This window comes from Actinospica durhamensis (assembly GCF_018139695.1).
Lineage (GTDB): Bacteria > Actinomycetota > Actinomycetes > Streptomycetales > Catenulisporaceae > Actinospica > Actinospica durhamensis.
The window spans coordinates 1-13995 of sequence record NZ_JAGSOG010000235.1; the positions used below are offsets into that span (position 1 = coordinate 1).

Sequence of the window (13995 nt, forward strand, 5' to 3'; positions counted from 1 at the left end):
GGGCAGCGGGGCGATGGGGCGGTAGCAGGCCCCGACGGCCTCCGCGAAAACCGGGGTTCCGCACCTGGTCCAGCTACTGCACGATGACGAGGCCTTCTACAACGAGCGTCGGCCGCGACGGATGACCGGTTCGCGCTGTCCAGCCGAAGAGGCCGCGGCGAGTCATGGGAGCGGATCAGACCGTGCAGACGGGATTCCCGCTGCATCCGCTCAGGTCGGTGCCGCTCAGGTTGGCGTCAGTCAGGTCGGCCTCGGTCAGGTTGGCACGCCGCAGGCTCGCGTCGGTCAGATTGGCGCGCACCAGGTTGGCGCCGTAAAGGAAGCTGTCGGTCAGGTTGGCGCGGGTCAGGTCGGCGCCGAGCAGGTCGGTGCGGGCCATCATGGCGCTGTCCAGGTAGGCCTCGGTCAGGTTGGCATAGTTCAGGCTGGCGTCGCTCAGGGTGACCTCGGCCGCGCTGACGCGGAGCAGGTCGGCGTGGGTCAGGTCGGCGCCGAGTAGGTCGGCGTCGGTCAGGGTGGCGCGCAGCAGGCTGGCGCCGGTCAGACCGGCCTCGGGCAGGAAGGCGCGACGCAGGTCGGCTTCGGTGAGGTTGGCACCGACCAGGTCGGCCCGGCTCAGGTCGGCGTAGCTGAGGTTGGCATGGGCCAGATTCGCACCGGCCAGGTTGGCGTCGGCCAGGGTCGGGTTGCCGGGGTGGCTCGCCCTACAGATGTTCCAGGCCGTCACGTCGGCCTTGAGCAGGGCGATCTGCTGTGCCTCGGTCCCCACACAATCGCCGGGCCCCACCTGCGCGTTCGCGACTCCGGCCGGGACCAGGACGGCAAGCAACACCGCCGCGACACCGGCGGCGACCCCGCGCGCCCGGCGACCATTCGAAAAAGTCATCGCGATACAACTCCTCACTCGTTCGTCGATCAGCTGATCGGACCGATGCGAGTGATCCAACAGGCCCGAGGCCCCCTCGCCCCCGAGGCGCGCCGACGCAGTGCCCCGTCTGGCCCCGTGCCGCAACGAACCCTGCGTGAGGCGTCAGCCCAGCGAGTCGGGACGGTAGCCACTGCCGCAACTGTGGCGACGGCCCGCCGCTCTGATGCCCCGACTCGTCACGAGCAGGGCAAACGCGGTTAGCCCGAGTATCCGCACGGAGCGTTCGATGGCTGAATTGGATGGATGACGACGCGCAGGCCGAAGCCACCACGGCCGCGGCATGGACGCACTGGCGCCGAACGACGACCCGAACGTGAAGGCCGCGGCACCTGCCATCCGGCTCGGCGTCGACATCGAGATCGGCATCGAGATCGACGACGGGATGCGGTCAACCGCGGGCGGCTTCCAGGCGCATGGCCAAAGCGGGACAGGCCGCGACGGCGCGTTGTGCGTGCCGGGTATCTCCGCCCGCTATCGGGCCGGGCGACTGGATCGGATAACCCCAGTCATCGAGCGCCAGTTGCTCGGGGAAAAGCTCGGCGCACAAGCCGTGCCCGGTGCAGGCGATCCGGTCGATCACGAGTCGGCGTGCGGTGCGTTTCATCGCCAGTCACCATCCTTGATCGTCTCGGCAGGGGTGGGGAGCAGGGGCCGGGCGTCGACTGCGGCCGGGCACGGCCCCCACTTCAGATGCCGGCGCACGTGCGGTGCGAACGTGCGCAAGGCCGATGCCGCCAGGCGCGCGGCACCGTCAGGGTGCTTGCAGGCGCCGCGGCCGAGGAGCAGTTCGACGCGGCGTTCGAGCCGTTCCGTGCCCTCGCGGTCGGGTTGCCCGAAGGCGACCTGCGCGAAGTCGCCCGCGGTGGCCGGCAGGCCGAACAGGCACGGTCCGCACTGGCGTGAGCTCTGCGCGCCGAGGTACTCGAGGATGCGCGCGGTTTCGGCGAGGACGCAGGCGTGCGGGGGCAGGACCGCGAGCACTCCGGCGCCGCTGCTCGCGCCGGCCGAGGCGAGGCCGGCCGCGCTGTATTCGAGCGCTGCGGCTTCAGCGGCGGGGAGCCAGGTGCCGAAGTAGCCGCCGACGAGGACGGCCTGGGCATCGCCGACCGGGTGTGCGAGCTCGAGTATGTCGTGCACGCTCGTGCCGTACTCGATCTCGTATACCCCGGGCTCGGCTACCGCGCCGGTGAGGGTGACCAGCGTCGTCCCGGGCGATTCGGCCGTGCCGCGCTCGCGGAACCAGTCGGCTCCATACCGGGCGATGAGCGCGACGTGTGCGAGGGTCTCGACGTTGTCGACCAGGGTGGGCAGCCCGCCGACACCGCGTTCGGCGGTGCGCGGGGGAGTCGTGGTCGGCTTGGCTTCTCCGCCTCCGAGCCAGTTGACCAGGGCGGATGACTCGCTTGAGACGTAGTGGTGCGGCGGCGTGCGCACCGTGATCTCGATCGGGTCGATGCCGAGCGCGCGCCGCTCCGCGACGAGCTCGCGCAGGCGCTGGTCGAGGCCGGTGTCCGGGGCGACGCACAGGTGCGCCTGTCGGGCCCCGACCGCGTCGGCCGCGAGCACGATTCCGTCGAGGACCAGCTGCGGGGCGAGGCGCAGCAGCGTCTTGTCCTTTGCGGACGCCGGTTCGCTTTCCATGCCGTTGGCCACCACTACGCGATCGGTCCGCTTCGCGCCCGCGACGGCGCGCAGTTTCTTCGCGGTGGGAAAACCCGCGCCGCCGCGTCCGGCCAGACCGGCCCGCGCTATCTCCTCGATCAGCGGGTGTTCGCCGTCGTGTGCCGTGAAGGAGGGCACCGGTCCATGACGGTCGAGATGTTCGGGAAGTTCAGTGGGAGCGCCGGTCCTCGACCAGCCGGCCAGCAGCCGCTCGCCGTGCGCGCCTTCGAGCGAGGGTCGGCCCGCGCGGCCGCGTCCGGGGGTCGGCTGCGGCGTGCGTATGTCCGTGATCATCGGCGTTCTCCCATCGGTTCGGTGCTCTGAGCCTGCTGCGCGCGGTGTGACCAGTTCGGTGCGAGGGGGCCGGCGGCCAGGAATCCGTAGAATCCCGCCACCGTCGCGACGCTCGCCGTCGCCAGTCCCACGCGTGCGGCCAGGTGCCCTGGACCGACGGTGTAGAGCCGCCACAAGATCGCGGCGAGCACCACCGCGACGCACACGCTGTAGAGCGTGATCTGCAGCCCGAGCCGGGTGTCGCTTCCGGTGCCCGCCGCGTGGAACAGGGCCACCGCCCAGGCCCCGTAGGAGCAAAGGTGCACGGCCTTCCACCGGCGCTGCCCGATCCGCAGACGCACCGCGCTGGTCAGGTAGACGGCGAGCAGCAGGTCGAACGCGAGCGTGCCCAGCCCCACCCACGTCGTGCGGTAAGGCGAGAGAAACGGCACCACCACCGCGGTCCACCCGATCGGAACGAAGCTGTCCGCCAGTGCCGTGCCGATGTGCACGCCGAGGACGGCGAGCGCGAGGAGGGAGATGTTGCGGTGCAGTGCGGCGACCTCGAACCGGCCCATCCGAGCCGGGGCGTAGCGGGCCACGCCGGCCACCCCGAGCACGACGGTCACGGTCAACAGGCCGAAAGCCACCGTGCCCGAAGCGCGGGTGGTGAACCACAGCGGGTCGTTGAACAGCGCGTTCACGAACCTCCCGAGGTCGCCTGGGAAGTCGTGTTGCCGGTGGAAGTCGTCGGCGCCTGCGTGGGAGCCTGCAGCGTCGGAGTGGATGAGGCCTTCGGCGTCTTGGCCTGCGTCGTCTGCTGCTGCGTCTGGGTTCGGCCGGAGGCAGTGGGGGTGGACGTCGCGGGGGTGGACGTCGCGGTTTTCGTCGAAGCCGAATGGGTCGTCGCCGTGTGCGCCGGCTTCGCCGTGCTCGACGCGGCCGCGGTGCTGCTCGGCATCCCGGCGGCATAGCCTCCGGCGAGGACGACCACTCCGGCGGCCGCCGCCGCCGTCATCACTCCGGTGGAACGGCGCACCCGGCGCAGGCCGCGGTTGCGCGCTTCGGCGCGGTCCGTGACGTCGTGGGCGTTTCTGGGCGGCACAGTCGGTCTCCTCTCCGGCATTGATCCGAGGCGGCGGTTCTCCCGCGGCTCCAATCTTCGCAAATAGGACATTCGAGAAGCAAGTTTGACATTCGGAAACGCCGAGAAGGAGAGGTGAAAGTTCAGATCCGGTAAAGATTCGCAAGATGTGCGGAGGTGGCGCGGCGGAGCGGCGTGCGGCCGCGGGGCGGTCCTGTGCGATGGCCCTGAGCTGCGCGTTTGTATCGGATCCGGGACTTGCTGAATGGAATCCGAGAATGCGCGCGTCGAACGAAAGGACGCCCCCGCAAGCTGAATTAAAAGTAATAACGGAGAGGCGCAAATCCGCCACGCCAGGTCACTCGGGCTTCGCCGCCGAGGACGCGAAAGGACGCCGAACCGGGCGCGCCCTGCTCGAGGTCGCGTGCTCAGCGGCTCCAGGTCGAGGACAGGTCGGCGCCCCACGCCGCCAGGACGGCTCCCGCGCCGAGGGAGAGCAGGACGAGGCCGTAGCGCAGTCCTCGTCCGCCGACGGCGCGGGCGGCGCGGCCGGGCATGGCGTCGGCGGCCAGCAGTCGGGGCAGGCGCGGCAGGTAGGCGAGGACGTGGACGGTCATCAGGGCCGCCCAGCCGACGAAGCTCAGCTTGTGCAGGAACAGCAGCGAGAATCCGCCGTAGACGTGCGGCTGGTGCTGGATGCCGAGCAGTACGCCCGTGCCGATGACCGTGATGGTCGCGAGCACGGTGAAAGGGCCGATGCTGCGCAGCAGCGGGTACGGCGGCCCCTTGCGCACATACGGCTGATGGCGCGTGTAGTAGCGGGTGAAACGGTAGACGGTGGAGCCGATTTTGAGGCAGACCGGGCCGACCAGCAGGAATCCCAGCAGGTAGTGCCAGTACAGCAGCCGTCCGAGCCGCAACAGGGTGAAGCCCTCCGCCGCGAACAGCAGCAGCAGGACGACGCCGGTCAACGCGGTGAGCCGTTCATTTCCTTCGGGTCCGCTGAGGCCGCCGGAATCCGCGGGGCGGCGGTGCGACGGCTCGGTGCGGGGCAGGGTCATGGCGCGTCCTGGTTCAATTCGCTGGGTGGGGCCGGGGGAGATCGCGTGATGAGGATGTCCGGGGAGCCGTCGTCGGGTCCGGCTCGCGGCTGCGTGAGGTCTCGAGGCGCAGGGCGAGTGCCGGGCACGCGGCGACGGCACGGCGGGCGTGGCGCAGTTGGTCGGCGGGGAACGGGCCGGGAGCCTGGACCGGGTAGCTCCATTCGTCCAGCGTCAGCTGTTCCGGGAACAGTTCGGCACACAGGCCGTGGCCGGTGCAGGCGATGCGGTCTGATGAGGCGGTGGCGGGCGCGGGTCATCGCCAGTCTCCGTCCCCGATCGTCTCCCGCGGGATCGGAAGCAGCGCGGGAGCGTTGAGCGCAGCGCGACAGGGGCCTGATTCCAGATGCCGCCGCACCTCCGGAGCGAAGGCCCGCAGAGCGGATGCGGCCAGGTGGGCACCTCCGTCAGGATGCTTGCACGCTCCGCGTCCGGCCAGCAGCTCGATGTGATGTTCGAGCCGTTCCCACGCGTCGCGGTCGCAGCGGCCGAAGGCGAGCTGGGCGAAGTCCTCGGCGGTGGCGGGAAATCCGAACCGGCACGGCCCGCACTGGCGGGCGCTCTGACCGGCCAGGTACCGCAGGACGCGCGCGGTCTCGGCCAGTCCGCAGGCTCCGGCCGGAAGGACCGCGAGTACGCCGGCGCCCGGACTCGCGCCCGTGCGGGCCAGACCCGGCCCGCTGTATTCGAGCGCTGCGGCGTAAGGCAGGGGCAGCCAGGTGCCGAAGTAGCCGCCGACCAGGACGGCCTGAGCGTGCGCGGCCGGCCGGGCCAGGGCGAGGAGGTCACTGAGCCTCCAGCCGAATACGGCTTCGTAGACGCCGGGGTCGGCGACGGCGCCGGCCAGCGTGACGAGCGTCGTTCCCGGCGACTCGGCCGTCCCCCGAGAGCGGTACCAACCGGGGCCGAAGCGTGCGATCAGCGCGAGGTGCGCGAGGGTCTCGACGTTGTCCACCAGAGTGGGCAGGCCGGCCACGCCCCGTTCGGCGGTACGCGGGGGCGTGGTGGTCGGCTTCGCCTCGCCGCCGCCGAGCCAGTTGACCAGGGCGGACGACTCGCTCGAGACGTAGTGGTGCGGCGGCGTGTGCACCTGGATCTCGATCGGATCGAGCCCGTGCCGGCGCCGTTGCCGGATCAGGTCGCGCAGCTCCCGGTCAAGCCCCGCGCGGGAGGGGGCGACACACAGGTGCGCCTCGCCCGCGCCGGCCGCCTCGGCGGCGAGCATGATCCCGTCCAGCACGAGATGCGGCGCCAACCGCAGCAGGGCCTTGTCCTTCGACGCGGCCGGCTCGCTTTCCATGCCGTTGGCGACCAGTACCCGCGCAGGGCGCTTCGCCCGGGCGACGGCGCGCAGTTTGGTCGCCGTGGGGAAGCCCGCGCCGCCGCGGCCGATGAGCCCGGCCCGGGCCACGGCTTCGATCAGCGGATGCTCGCCTTCGCCGACCCCGGTCAACGGTGCCCGGCCATACCAGGCGAGATGCGCCTCGAGATCCGTGGGGCGGCCGGTGGTGAGCCAGCCGGCCAGCAGCCGTTCACCGTATTCGCCCTCGGGCGGCCCGGCGGCGCGGCCGCGGCGGCTCTGGCCGTGTCCGGAGCCGTGCTGCGTACGAGCGTGCAGGCCCGTAGTCATCGGGCGCCGCCGATCCGCGGTGTGGTGGCTGGCGGCGCCGCGCGGTGGGACCAGCCGGGTGCGAGCGGGCCTGATACGACGAAGGCGTAGAACGCGCCGGCGACCGCGACGCTCAGCAACGCGGCCCCGACGCGTGCCCCGACCCGGCCGGGCCCGGCCTGGTTCAGCCGCCACCACGACGCTGCGATCACGGAGGCGATGCAGAGTGCGTACAGCACCAGCTGCGGGCCGAGCTTGGTGTCGCTGCCCGTGCCCGCCCCGTGGAACACGGCCATGGGCCAGGCCGCGTAGGCGAGTATGTGCGCTGCCTTCCAGCGGCGAAGACCGATGCGAAGCCGCAGCGCGCTGGTGATCGCGACGGCGAGCAGAAGATCGAAGGCGAGCGTGCCCAGTCCGACCCACAGTGTCCGGTAGGGCGACACGAACGGGACGAGGGCGGAGATCCAGCCGATCGGCACGTAGCTGTCCGCCAGCGCTGTGCCGATGTGCACGGCGAGCAGCGCGAGGGACAGCAGCGAGAGGTTGCGGTGCAGGGCCGCCAACTCGAAGCGGCGCACCGGGTTCGGCGCGTAGCGCACCACTCCGGCCACACCGAGCACGGTGGTCGCGGTCAGCAGGATCAGAGCCACGCTGCCGGCGGCCCGGGTGGCGAACCAGAGGGGGTTGTCGAGCAGCTCGCTCATGATCCTCCCGAGGTCGCCTGGGTCTGCGCCGTGCTCGGCGCCGTCGTCGGCGGCTGGGCGGACGGCTTGAGGACGGGCGCGGAGGAGGTCGCCGGAGCGGGTGCCGAAGAGGTGGCCCGGGTCGAGGACTCGGTCCGGGTCGGCGCGGCGGCAGCGACGGATCGCTGCGTCGACAGCGTCGGCTCCGGGGAAGCCGGCTCGGCCGTCGCGGTGTGCGCCGTCGTCTGTGTTCCGGTGCCGGCCGCGGGCTTGCCCGGCATCGCCTCGGCGTAGGCGCCGGCGAGTACGACCGCTCCCGCGGTCGATGCGATGGTGATCAGTCCGGTGGCGGTGCGCACCCGGCGCAGTCCGCGGTCACGCTGCTCGGCGCGGCCGGACACGTCAGGCGTGGTCCTGGGCGACAAGGTCGGCCTCGCTCTCCTCAGGTGGTGCCGGTCGTCGGTTCGGTCCTAGCCTCGCCAACGGCTTGTTCGGAACATGCAAGGCACCTGTTCAGATCCGGTTAGGGTTTTCGGCTGTAGCGGGGTTGTTTCAGAGCGGCGACGAGGCGGCCCGGGCTCGACACAGGCGGTCTGAACTGCGCATTCGTTGACGGCAGCAGCTCGTTCGGGTCGTCTCCGAGTCGGCACGGCGGTCACGTCGTCCCACGTCGGACGCCCGAACCAGGGGCTACCTTGGCTGCGTGAGTGTCAAGACGCCCGCCTCCGAGCCGCCGGTGCGTGTGCTGGTGGTGGAGGACGACGAGGGGATCGCGGGGCCGCTGCGCCGCGGGCTTTCGCGCTCGGGCTACGAGGTCGAGCTGGTCGGCACGGCCGCCGCGGCGCTGGCCGCCGCTCCGGCCGACCTGGTGCTGCTGGACCTCGGCCTCCCCGACCTGGACGGGCTCGAGGTGTGCCGCAGGCTGCGGGAGAGCGCGGACACCGCGGTGATCGTGGTGACCGCGCGCGGGGAGGAGGGTGACCGGGTCGCGGCCCTGGACGAGGGAGCCGACGACTATCTGGTCAAGCCGTTCGGGCTGGCGGAGCTGCAGGCGAGGATCCGGGCGGTACTGCGGCGGGTGCACCCGTCCGGCCCGACGGTGTATGCCGCCGGACCGGTCGTGCTCGATCCGCGTACGCGGAGGGTCTCGGTGCGCGGACAGGAGGCGTCCTTGACGCCGAAGGAGTTCGACATCCTCGAATGCCTGATCGCGGATGTGGGCCGGGCCGTCTCCCGGCAGGAGCTGCTCACCCGGGTGTGGGACGAGCACTGGTACGGCCCGGGGCGGGTGCTGGACGTGCACATGGCGGCGCTGCGTCGCAAGCTCGCGGTCGACGGGCTGATCGAGACCGTCTACGGCCACGGCTTCCGGCTGCGGCCGAGTGCCCCGGGCGACGGAGACTGACAGGGCATGTCGCGCCGCATCGCGCTGGTCACGATGGGTCTGATCACGGCACTGCTCATCCTCGCCGTGGTCCCGCTCGGGCTCTCGCTGACCGCGAACGAGCGCGCCTCGTTCCGGTTCGCCGTCGAATCCTCCGCCCGCCAGCTCTCCGCACAGGCCGAGGAGTACCTCGCCGACCACGACCCGCCCACGGCCATGAACCAGGCACTGGCCGAGGCCTCCGAAGGCGGGGACTGCGCGGTGGTGCTGCGCGCGTCCGGGCAGGTGGTGGCCACGACCGCGTGCGCGTCCGGTCCGCCGGCCCGCGCATCCGTGCTGGCCGGCGAGGTCCGGTCCGGCGCCGAACAGACCGCGTTCGCTCAGCAGGGCGACTGGCTGCTCGCGGCGGTGCCTGTGGGCGACGACGGCCACTTCGCCGGAGTCGCGGTGCTCGCCCGCAGCGCCGACCCGGTGAACGACCGGGTCGGCGAGGTGTGGGCATGGCTGTCGGTCACCGGTCTGGCGGTGCTCGCGCTCGGTGCGCTGCTGGCCAGGCGGCTCGCGCGCTGGGTGGCGCGGCCGTTGACCGTGTTGAGCTCGGCCGCCTCGCGCTTGGGCGATGGCGACCTCGACGCGCGGGCACCGACCGGGGAAGGTCCGGATGAGGTCCGCGAGTTGTCGGCGGTGTTCAACCGGATGGCGGAGCGCACCGCGTCGCTGATCGGCGCCCATCGCGAGTGGGTCGCCGACGTCTCGCACCAGTTGAGAACGCCGTTGACCGCGCTGCGGCTACGGGTGGACCTGCTCGCGGACGACGCGGAGCAGGAGACGGCGGCGGAGATGGCCGAGCTGCAGGTGGAGATGGCCCGCCTGGCGAGTCTGGTGGACGGCCTGCTCGCCGTCGCGCGAGCCGAGGGCGAGCTCCCGCGGCCTGAGGCGGTGCGCGCCGACCAGGTCGTGGCGGAGCGGGTGGCGGCCTGGGAGCCGGTCGCCGCCGACCGCGGCGTGGCGCTCGATGCCATGCACACGGCCGCGCAGCCGACGCTCGCGCACATCGGCCCGGGAGACCTGGACCAGATGCTCGACAACCTGATCGCGAACGCGCTCGACTCGGTCCCCGAAGGCGGCCACGTCCGGGTCTCGGCGACCGGCGGCCGGGCCGCGGTCGTGGTGCGGGTCGTCGACGACGGGCCCGGCATGAGCGAGCAGGCGCGGGCGACCGCGTTCCGCCGCTTCGGACGCTCCGGCACCGGCGGCAGCGGCCTGGGTCTGGCCATCGTGAACCGGCTGGCCTCCGTCAACGGCGGCCGGGTGACGCTCGAACACACCCCGGGCGGCGGACTGACCGTCCGGATCGAGCTGCCCGCGCAACGCTGAGCAGGGCACCGGTACCGCCGCGAGGGCGAAGGAGACCGCGGAATCTTTGCCCACCGGCCGCCGGCCGCCGGCCGCCACCCGCCACCTGCAGCCGGCAAGTCGCGGCTTCGTCTCCGTACACCTACGCTGAACGACGGGAGTAACCGATGGACATCAGGCTCCGTGAGAACATTGCCGCCCGGGACGAGTCGGCCGGCTTCGCGCACCTCATCCCGACGAGCCTCGCGCATTCGTCGCAGAACGGCGGCGGGACGAGCGGCGGCAGGTCCGGCACCGGAAACGCCCCGAGCGTGCCGCCGGGCCAGAGCCATGGTTCAGGGCCTTCTCGGGTCATTTCGGGGGGATCATGAACGCCGCGCCGGCCGCCCCCGCCCGGGCGGGCTTCCCGCTGTGGGGCGGTGTCGCGGTGGTCCTGAGCACTGATCCGGACTCGGTATCCGCCGCGCGTGACCTGGTGTGGGCCGAGACCTGCGCCATGGACGTGGCCTGCAGCAGGTTCCGCGACGACAGCGAACTCGCCCGGGTCAACGCCGCCGCGGGCACTGCCGTCACCGTGGGCCCGCTGTTCGCCGAGGTGGTCTCCGCCGCCCTGCGCGCCGCGGCCGCCACCGACGGAGACGTCGATCCGACCTGCGGCGCCGGCCTCGAAGCCGCCGGGTACGACCGTGACATCGAAGTGCTGCGCCACGAAGGCGTGCGTTTCACCGTGCGCGAACGGGTGCCGGCGCCGGGATGGCAGAGCGTCAGCTGGAATCCGGCCACCATGACCCTGCGCACCGAGCCGGGCTGCCGGCTGGACTTCGGAGCCGTGGCCAAGGCCCTGGCGGCCGACCGCGCTGCCCACGCGGCGGCACGCGAGCTCGGATGCGGCGTGTTGGTCGGCCTCGGCGGCGACATCGCCACCGCCGGTCCCGCCCCCGTCGGCGGATGGCAGATCAAGATCGCCGACGACCATCGCGCCGAGGACACGGTGCCGGGGCCCGTCGTGAGCGTGCTCTCCGGCGCGCTGGCCACCTCCAGCACCACCACGCGCCGCTGGGATACCACCGCCGGCCCGGCACACCACATCCTCGACCCCCGCACGGGAGCCCCCGCCGACGCTCCCTGGCGCACCGTCAGTGTCACCGCGGCCACCTGCGTCGACGCGAACACCGCCAGCACCGCCGCGCTCGTGCGAGGCGAGGCGGCGCCGGCGTGGCTCGAGCACCAACGCCTGCCCGCCCGGCTCGTGCGCGACGACGGCCGCGTGCTCACCCTGGGCGGCTGGCCGTCCGAACCGGATGCGGACGGCCCGGAGTGCCCATCACCGCGGTGAAAGCACCGGTGCCGAACGCGATGTCCACGCCGTCGAGCGCCCGGACGGCTCCCGGACCCGCACCATAGGTCTTGACGGCACCGACCAGCCTGGCAGCCGGGCCGAGCGTCTCGCTCGGGGTCACGGGCGCGGTCCGGTGTCTCGCGGATTCTGTGGAGGGAATGTTCATGAGCCCACTTCACCGGCCGGTTGTGAAGCTCATCCGATCGCGACTGTGAAGCTTCCGTGTGGCGTGCGACTCGAGCACCGAGCACCGTAGCGAGGCGAGTTCGCGACGAGTTCCGCGACGACGCGTCGATGCCCGCCGGTATCGTCCCCGGCGGGCGGATCAGCGCCCTCACTCCGGCGCCAGCGTCCGTACGCCGGGCCGTTCATCCGGTTCGGCCAGGGTGTCGGCGGCCGTGGTGGGCGCTTGAGCTGTTTCTCCCTGCTCTCGGAGTGGCCCTGCCCGCGGGGTGGCAGGGCACTTGTTCACCCCGCGGACAGGAGTCTGGCCGGCCCGGTGGGCCGGGTGGTGGCGGGTCAGACGGTGAGCAGGCTGGTGCTCGCGGCCTTGTCGGTGCCCAGGAACGAGTCGGGAACCGGATACCGGCCGAGCACGAAGCCGAGCACCGCCGCGTGCATGGCCTCGACCGGGGCGATGGACGCGGCGGTGGCGATGCCGCCGGAGCTTGCGACGTTCCCGGCCGCGAACAGATACGTCTCGGCGGCCTGGTTCTCGAGTTCGAGCGCGAGTTTCGCGACGTCCGCGACCGTGCCCGCGTTCCCGAGCGCCTCGGTCGTGGCGGCCTGGTTCGAGAGCGGCACGCCGGTGATCGCCGGGACGCCGGCCCCGGTCAGGACTGCGTTCCACGCCTTCGCGTGGTCCTGGTGCTGGCTCATCGCGGTGGTGATGAAGGTGCCCACCGCCGCCGGCACGGTCCCGAGCCTGCCCGCCTGCGCCGCGTTCAGCGCGGCCTGGTAGGCGCCCACCGCCTGGTTCTCCAGCGCGACGGCCAGGGCCACGACTTTGAGATCACCGGTGTACCTGCTGCCGGTGGTGGCCATGGCGGTGGCCGTTCCGGCGCGGGAATCCGGGCTCGAACCCGAGGAGTTCGAGGAGCACGCGGCGAGCGCCAGTGCCGCGCCCGCTCCGCCGAGGCCGAGCAGGAACCCGCGGCGGCCCACCGTGCGCCCGGCGATGACGGTCACGCCGGTGTCGTGCAGTTCCTCGGCGAACGCGGCCGAGGCGGCCTGCATGCGCGGGTAGGCCTCGCGGTGGGCCTCGTCCAGGTCGCGGGTCAGTGCGCTGAGAGCGGCTTCGCCGCCGGGCAGCTCCCAGTCGGAGGTGTGGGTCACGACACTGCTCCTTCGCTGGTCGGGGAGGCGTTGGCGGTGGGGTAGAAGGCGACCGGGATTCCGACACTGCCGGCGGCGGCCGGAAGCTTCGCCGCGTCGGTCGGGATCGTGATCAGGTCGGCGTCGTTCGCGTTCAGCAGCGCCTGCACCGCGAGCAGCACGGAACGGTGCTGCGCCTCGACCGGCGCGACCGACCCGAACAGGGTGCGCAGCGACATCGTGGTGACTTCGCCCACGTACTTCGTGTACGTCTGCGCCGCCACGTCCTCGAGCGTGAGCGCGAGCGAGACCACCTCCCCCGCGTTCTTGATGTTCGGCAGCGCCGCCTTCACGGCGGCCTCGTACTTGGGGTCCACCCCGCCCTGGGTCTTCGCCCCCGCCGCGCTCAGCGCCGCGTTGAACGCCGCCGCGTGGTCCTGGTGCTGCGCGGTGGTCTTGGCGATGAACGCCGCGACCGTCGGGTTGCCGGACTTGATGAACGACAGGCCCGCCGCCGTCGTGTACACCGACACGGCCAGGTTCTCGATCGACGCCGCGGTCTGCAGCGCCATCACGTCGTTGCCGCTCGGGCTCGCGGCCGTGGACGCCGTGGCCGCCTGCGCCCGCTTGCCGCCCAGCAACACCGCGCCGAGGCCGAGCAGGCCCGCCGAGATGATCCCGGCTCCGCGTCGGCCACGGGCCTCGTGCTGCTCTCCGGTGAAGTCGGCGAGCGCGCTCCGGGTGAGGCGGACGGCGTCGCTGTTGAGGTCCTGTGATTCTTCGGTCAGTGCGGCAAGCAGCCGGGTGTCGATGGCTTCGCCATCCATCACGGCCCTCCAGTCTCTTCGACGAGCGAGGCCGACAGCCGCCGACTCACTGGGCGGACATTCGGACCGCGGCGCGCGACGGATTGGCCGATAGGCGAGATTCCGGTGTGATTCGCTCCTTCGAGTGAACAGGCCAAGCCGAGAACCATTGCGGCCACGAAGGATCGAGGGCGTCCAGTCGATCACTCGACCTGACACATCTCATGACTCGAATTTCAGGCTGGGCCGCCGTCGAGCCACGCGAGCCGGGCGGGAGTATCGCAATGAGCCTGCTACTGGGTGCGGTGATCGCGCGCGGACTGCGCGAAGCGGAAGTTGTCAAGTCAAGTAAGACGGCCTGTTGTTATGGATAGCGTAGGACGGGTTCTGTCTCTGGTTTCGGTTCGTTGATCCAGGCGTGCTCGGGTATCGCCGGCGGATTGGGGCGCCGGGCGAA

At 71.9% G+C, this 13995-nt stretch carries 15 protein-coding genes; 3 read left to right on the forward strand and 12 right to left on the reverse strand.

Translation table 11 applies throughout. The features are described 5' to 3' along the window. Positions 1–175: 175 nt before the first annotated feature. The 10 genes from KDL01_RS31480 to KDL01_RS31525 all read right to left on the reverse strand — a co-directional run bounded on the left by KDL01_RS31480 (position 176) and on the right by KDL01_RS31525 (position 7740). A complete protein-coding gene (locus KDL01_RS31480) occupies positions 176–886 on the reverse strand; it encodes a pentapeptide repeat-containing protein (RefSeq protein WP_212532304.1) in 711 nt (236 codons plus the stop codon). A 430-nt stretch (positions 887–1316) separates the two neighbouring features. After that, entirely contained in the window at positions 1317–1532 is a 216-nt protein-coding gene (locus KDL01_RS31485) for a ferredoxin (RefSeq protein WP_212532305.1), read from the reverse strand. Beyond that, on the reverse strand, positions 1529–2884 hold the full coding sequence (locus KDL01_RS31490; RefSeq protein ID WP_212532306.1) for an NADH-ubiquinone oxidoreductase-F iron-sulfur binding region domain-containing protein: 1356 nt from the start codon (positions 2882–2884) through the stop codon (positions 1529–1531). Before KDL01_RS31490 ends, KDL01_RS31485 begins: the two co-directional genes overlap by 4 nt. After that, positions 2881–3567 (reverse strand): ferric reductase-like transmembrane domain-containing protein, encoded by a 687-nt coding sequence (locus tag KDL01_RS31495; RefSeq protein WP_212532307.1) that lies wholly within the window; start codon positions 3565–3567, stop codon positions 2881–2883. Before KDL01_RS31495 ends, KDL01_RS31490 begins: the two co-directional genes overlap by 4 nt. After that, on the reverse strand, positions 3564–3968 hold the full coding sequence (locus tag KDL01_RS31500) for a hypothetical protein (protein WP_212532308.1): 405 nt from the start codon (positions 3966–3968) through the stop codon (positions 3564–3566). Before KDL01_RS31500 ends, KDL01_RS31495 begins: the two co-directional genes overlap by 4 nt. 407 nt (positions 3969–4375) lie before the next feature. After that, on the reverse strand, positions 4376–5008 hold the full coding sequence (locus tag KDL01_RS31505) for a hypothetical protein (RefSeq protein WP_212532309.1): 633 nt from the start codon (positions 5006–5008) through the stop codon (positions 4376–4378). Between the two features lie 13 nt (positions 5009–5021). Further along, positions 5022–5273: a ferredoxin gene (locus KDL01_RS46135; RefSeq protein WP_212532316.1), complete on the reverse strand. Its 252-nt coding sequence runs from the start codon at positions 5271–5273 to the stop codon at positions 5022–5024. 30 nt (positions 5274–5303) lie between these two features. Next, positions 5304–6677, reverse strand: coding sequence for an NADH-ubiquinone oxidoreductase-F iron-sulfur binding region domain-containing protein (locus KDL01_RS31515; RefSeq protein WP_212532310.1), 1374 nt, complete (start codon positions 6675–6677; stop codon positions 5304–5306). Then, positions 6674–7360, reverse strand: coding sequence for a ferric reductase-like transmembrane domain-containing protein (locus KDL01_RS31520; RefSeq protein ID WP_212532311.1), 687 nt, complete (start codon positions 7358–7360; stop codon positions 6674–6676). Before KDL01_RS31520 ends, KDL01_RS31515 begins: the two co-directional genes overlap by 4 nt. Then, positions 7357–7740, reverse strand: coding sequence for a hypothetical protein (locus KDL01_RS31525; RefSeq protein ID WP_212532312.1), 384 nt, complete (start codon positions 7738–7740; stop codon positions 7357–7359). The genes KDL01_RS31520 and KDL01_RS31525 overlap by 4 nt, the downstream gene beginning before the upstream one ends. A 302-nt stretch (positions 7741–8042) precedes the next feature. On the opposite strand from KDL01_RS31525, the gene KDL01_RS31530 reads away from it, so the two are divergent. The 3 genes from KDL01_RS31530 (at position 8043) to KDL01_RS31540 (ending at position 11415) form a co-directional block, all read left to right on the forward strand. After that, entirely contained in the window at positions 8043–8744 is a 702-nt protein-coding gene (locus KDL01_RS31530; protein WP_307846705.1) for a response regulator transcription factor, read from the forward strand. A gap of 6 nt (positions 8745–8750) precedes the next feature. Next, on the forward strand, positions 8751–10100 hold the full coding sequence (locus KDL01_RS31535) for a sensor histidine kinase (RefSeq protein ID WP_212532313.1): 1350 nt from the start codon (positions 8751–8753) through the stop codon (positions 10098–10100). A 346-nt stretch (positions 10101–10446) separates the two neighbouring features. Continuing rightward, complete coding sequence (locus KDL01_RS31540) at positions 10447–11415, forward strand: FAD:protein FMN transferase (RefSeq protein ID WP_212532314.1); 969 nt, start codon at positions 10447–10449, stop codon at positions 11413–11415. A gap of 522 nt (positions 11416–11937) precedes the next feature. On the opposite strand, the gene KDL01_RS31545 is transcribed toward KDL01_RS31540, so the two are convergent. Together KDL01_RS31545 and KDL01_RS31550 are read right to left on the reverse strand one after the other, a co-directional pair. Continuing rightward, positions 11938–12753: a ferritin-like domain-containing protein gene (locus tag KDL01_RS31545; protein ID WP_307846706.1), complete on the reverse strand. Its 816-nt coding sequence runs from the start codon at positions 12751–12753 to the stop codon at positions 11938–11940. After that, positions 12750–13559: a ferritin-like domain-containing protein gene (locus KDL01_RS31550; protein WP_212532315.1), complete on the reverse strand. Its 810-nt coding sequence runs from the start codon at positions 13557–13559 to the stop codon at positions 12750–12752. Before KDL01_RS31550 ends, KDL01_RS31545 begins: the two co-directional genes overlap by 4 nt. Positions 13560–13995 lie beyond the last annotated feature (436 nt).

Bases quoted from the DNA above. Each gene is read 5' to 3' on its own strand.
- KDL01_RS31480 (WP_212532304.1), bottom strand. From the start codon at position 886: ATGACTTTTTCGAATGGTCGCCGGGCGCGCGGGGTCGCCGCCGGTGTC.
- KDL01_RS31485 (WP_212532305.1), bottom strand. From the start codon at position 1,532: ATGAAACGCACCGCACGCCGACTCGTGATCGACCGGATCGCCTGCACC.
- KDL01_RS31490 (WP_212532306.1), bottom strand. From the start codon at position 2,884: ATGATCACGGACATACGCACGCCGCAGCCGACCCCCGGACGCGGCCGC.
- KDL01_RS31505 (WP_212532309.1), bottom strand. From the start codon at position 5,008: ATGACCCTGCCCCGCACCGAGCCGTCGCACCGCCGCCCCGCGGATTCC.
- KDL01_RS31515 (WP_212532310.1), bottom strand. From the start codon at position 6,677: ATGACTACGGGCCTGCACGCTCGTACGCAGCACGGCTCCGGACACGGC.
- KDL01_RS31520 (WP_212532311.1), bottom strand. From the start codon at position 7,360: ATGAGCGAGCTGCTCGACAACCCCCTCTGGTTCGCCACCCGGGCCGCC.
- KDL01_RS31535 (WP_212532313.1), top strand. From the start codon at position 8,751: ATGTCGCGCCGCATCGCGCTGGTCACGATGGGTCTGATCACGGCACTG.
- KDL01_RS31540 (WP_212532314.1), top strand. From the start codon at position 10,447: ATGAACGCCGCGCCGGCCGCCCCCGCCCGGGCGGGCTTCCCGCTGTGG.
- KDL01_RS31550 (WP_212532315.1), bottom strand. From the start codon at position 13,559: ATGGATGGCGAAGCCATCGACACCCGGCTGCTTGCCGCACTGACCGAA.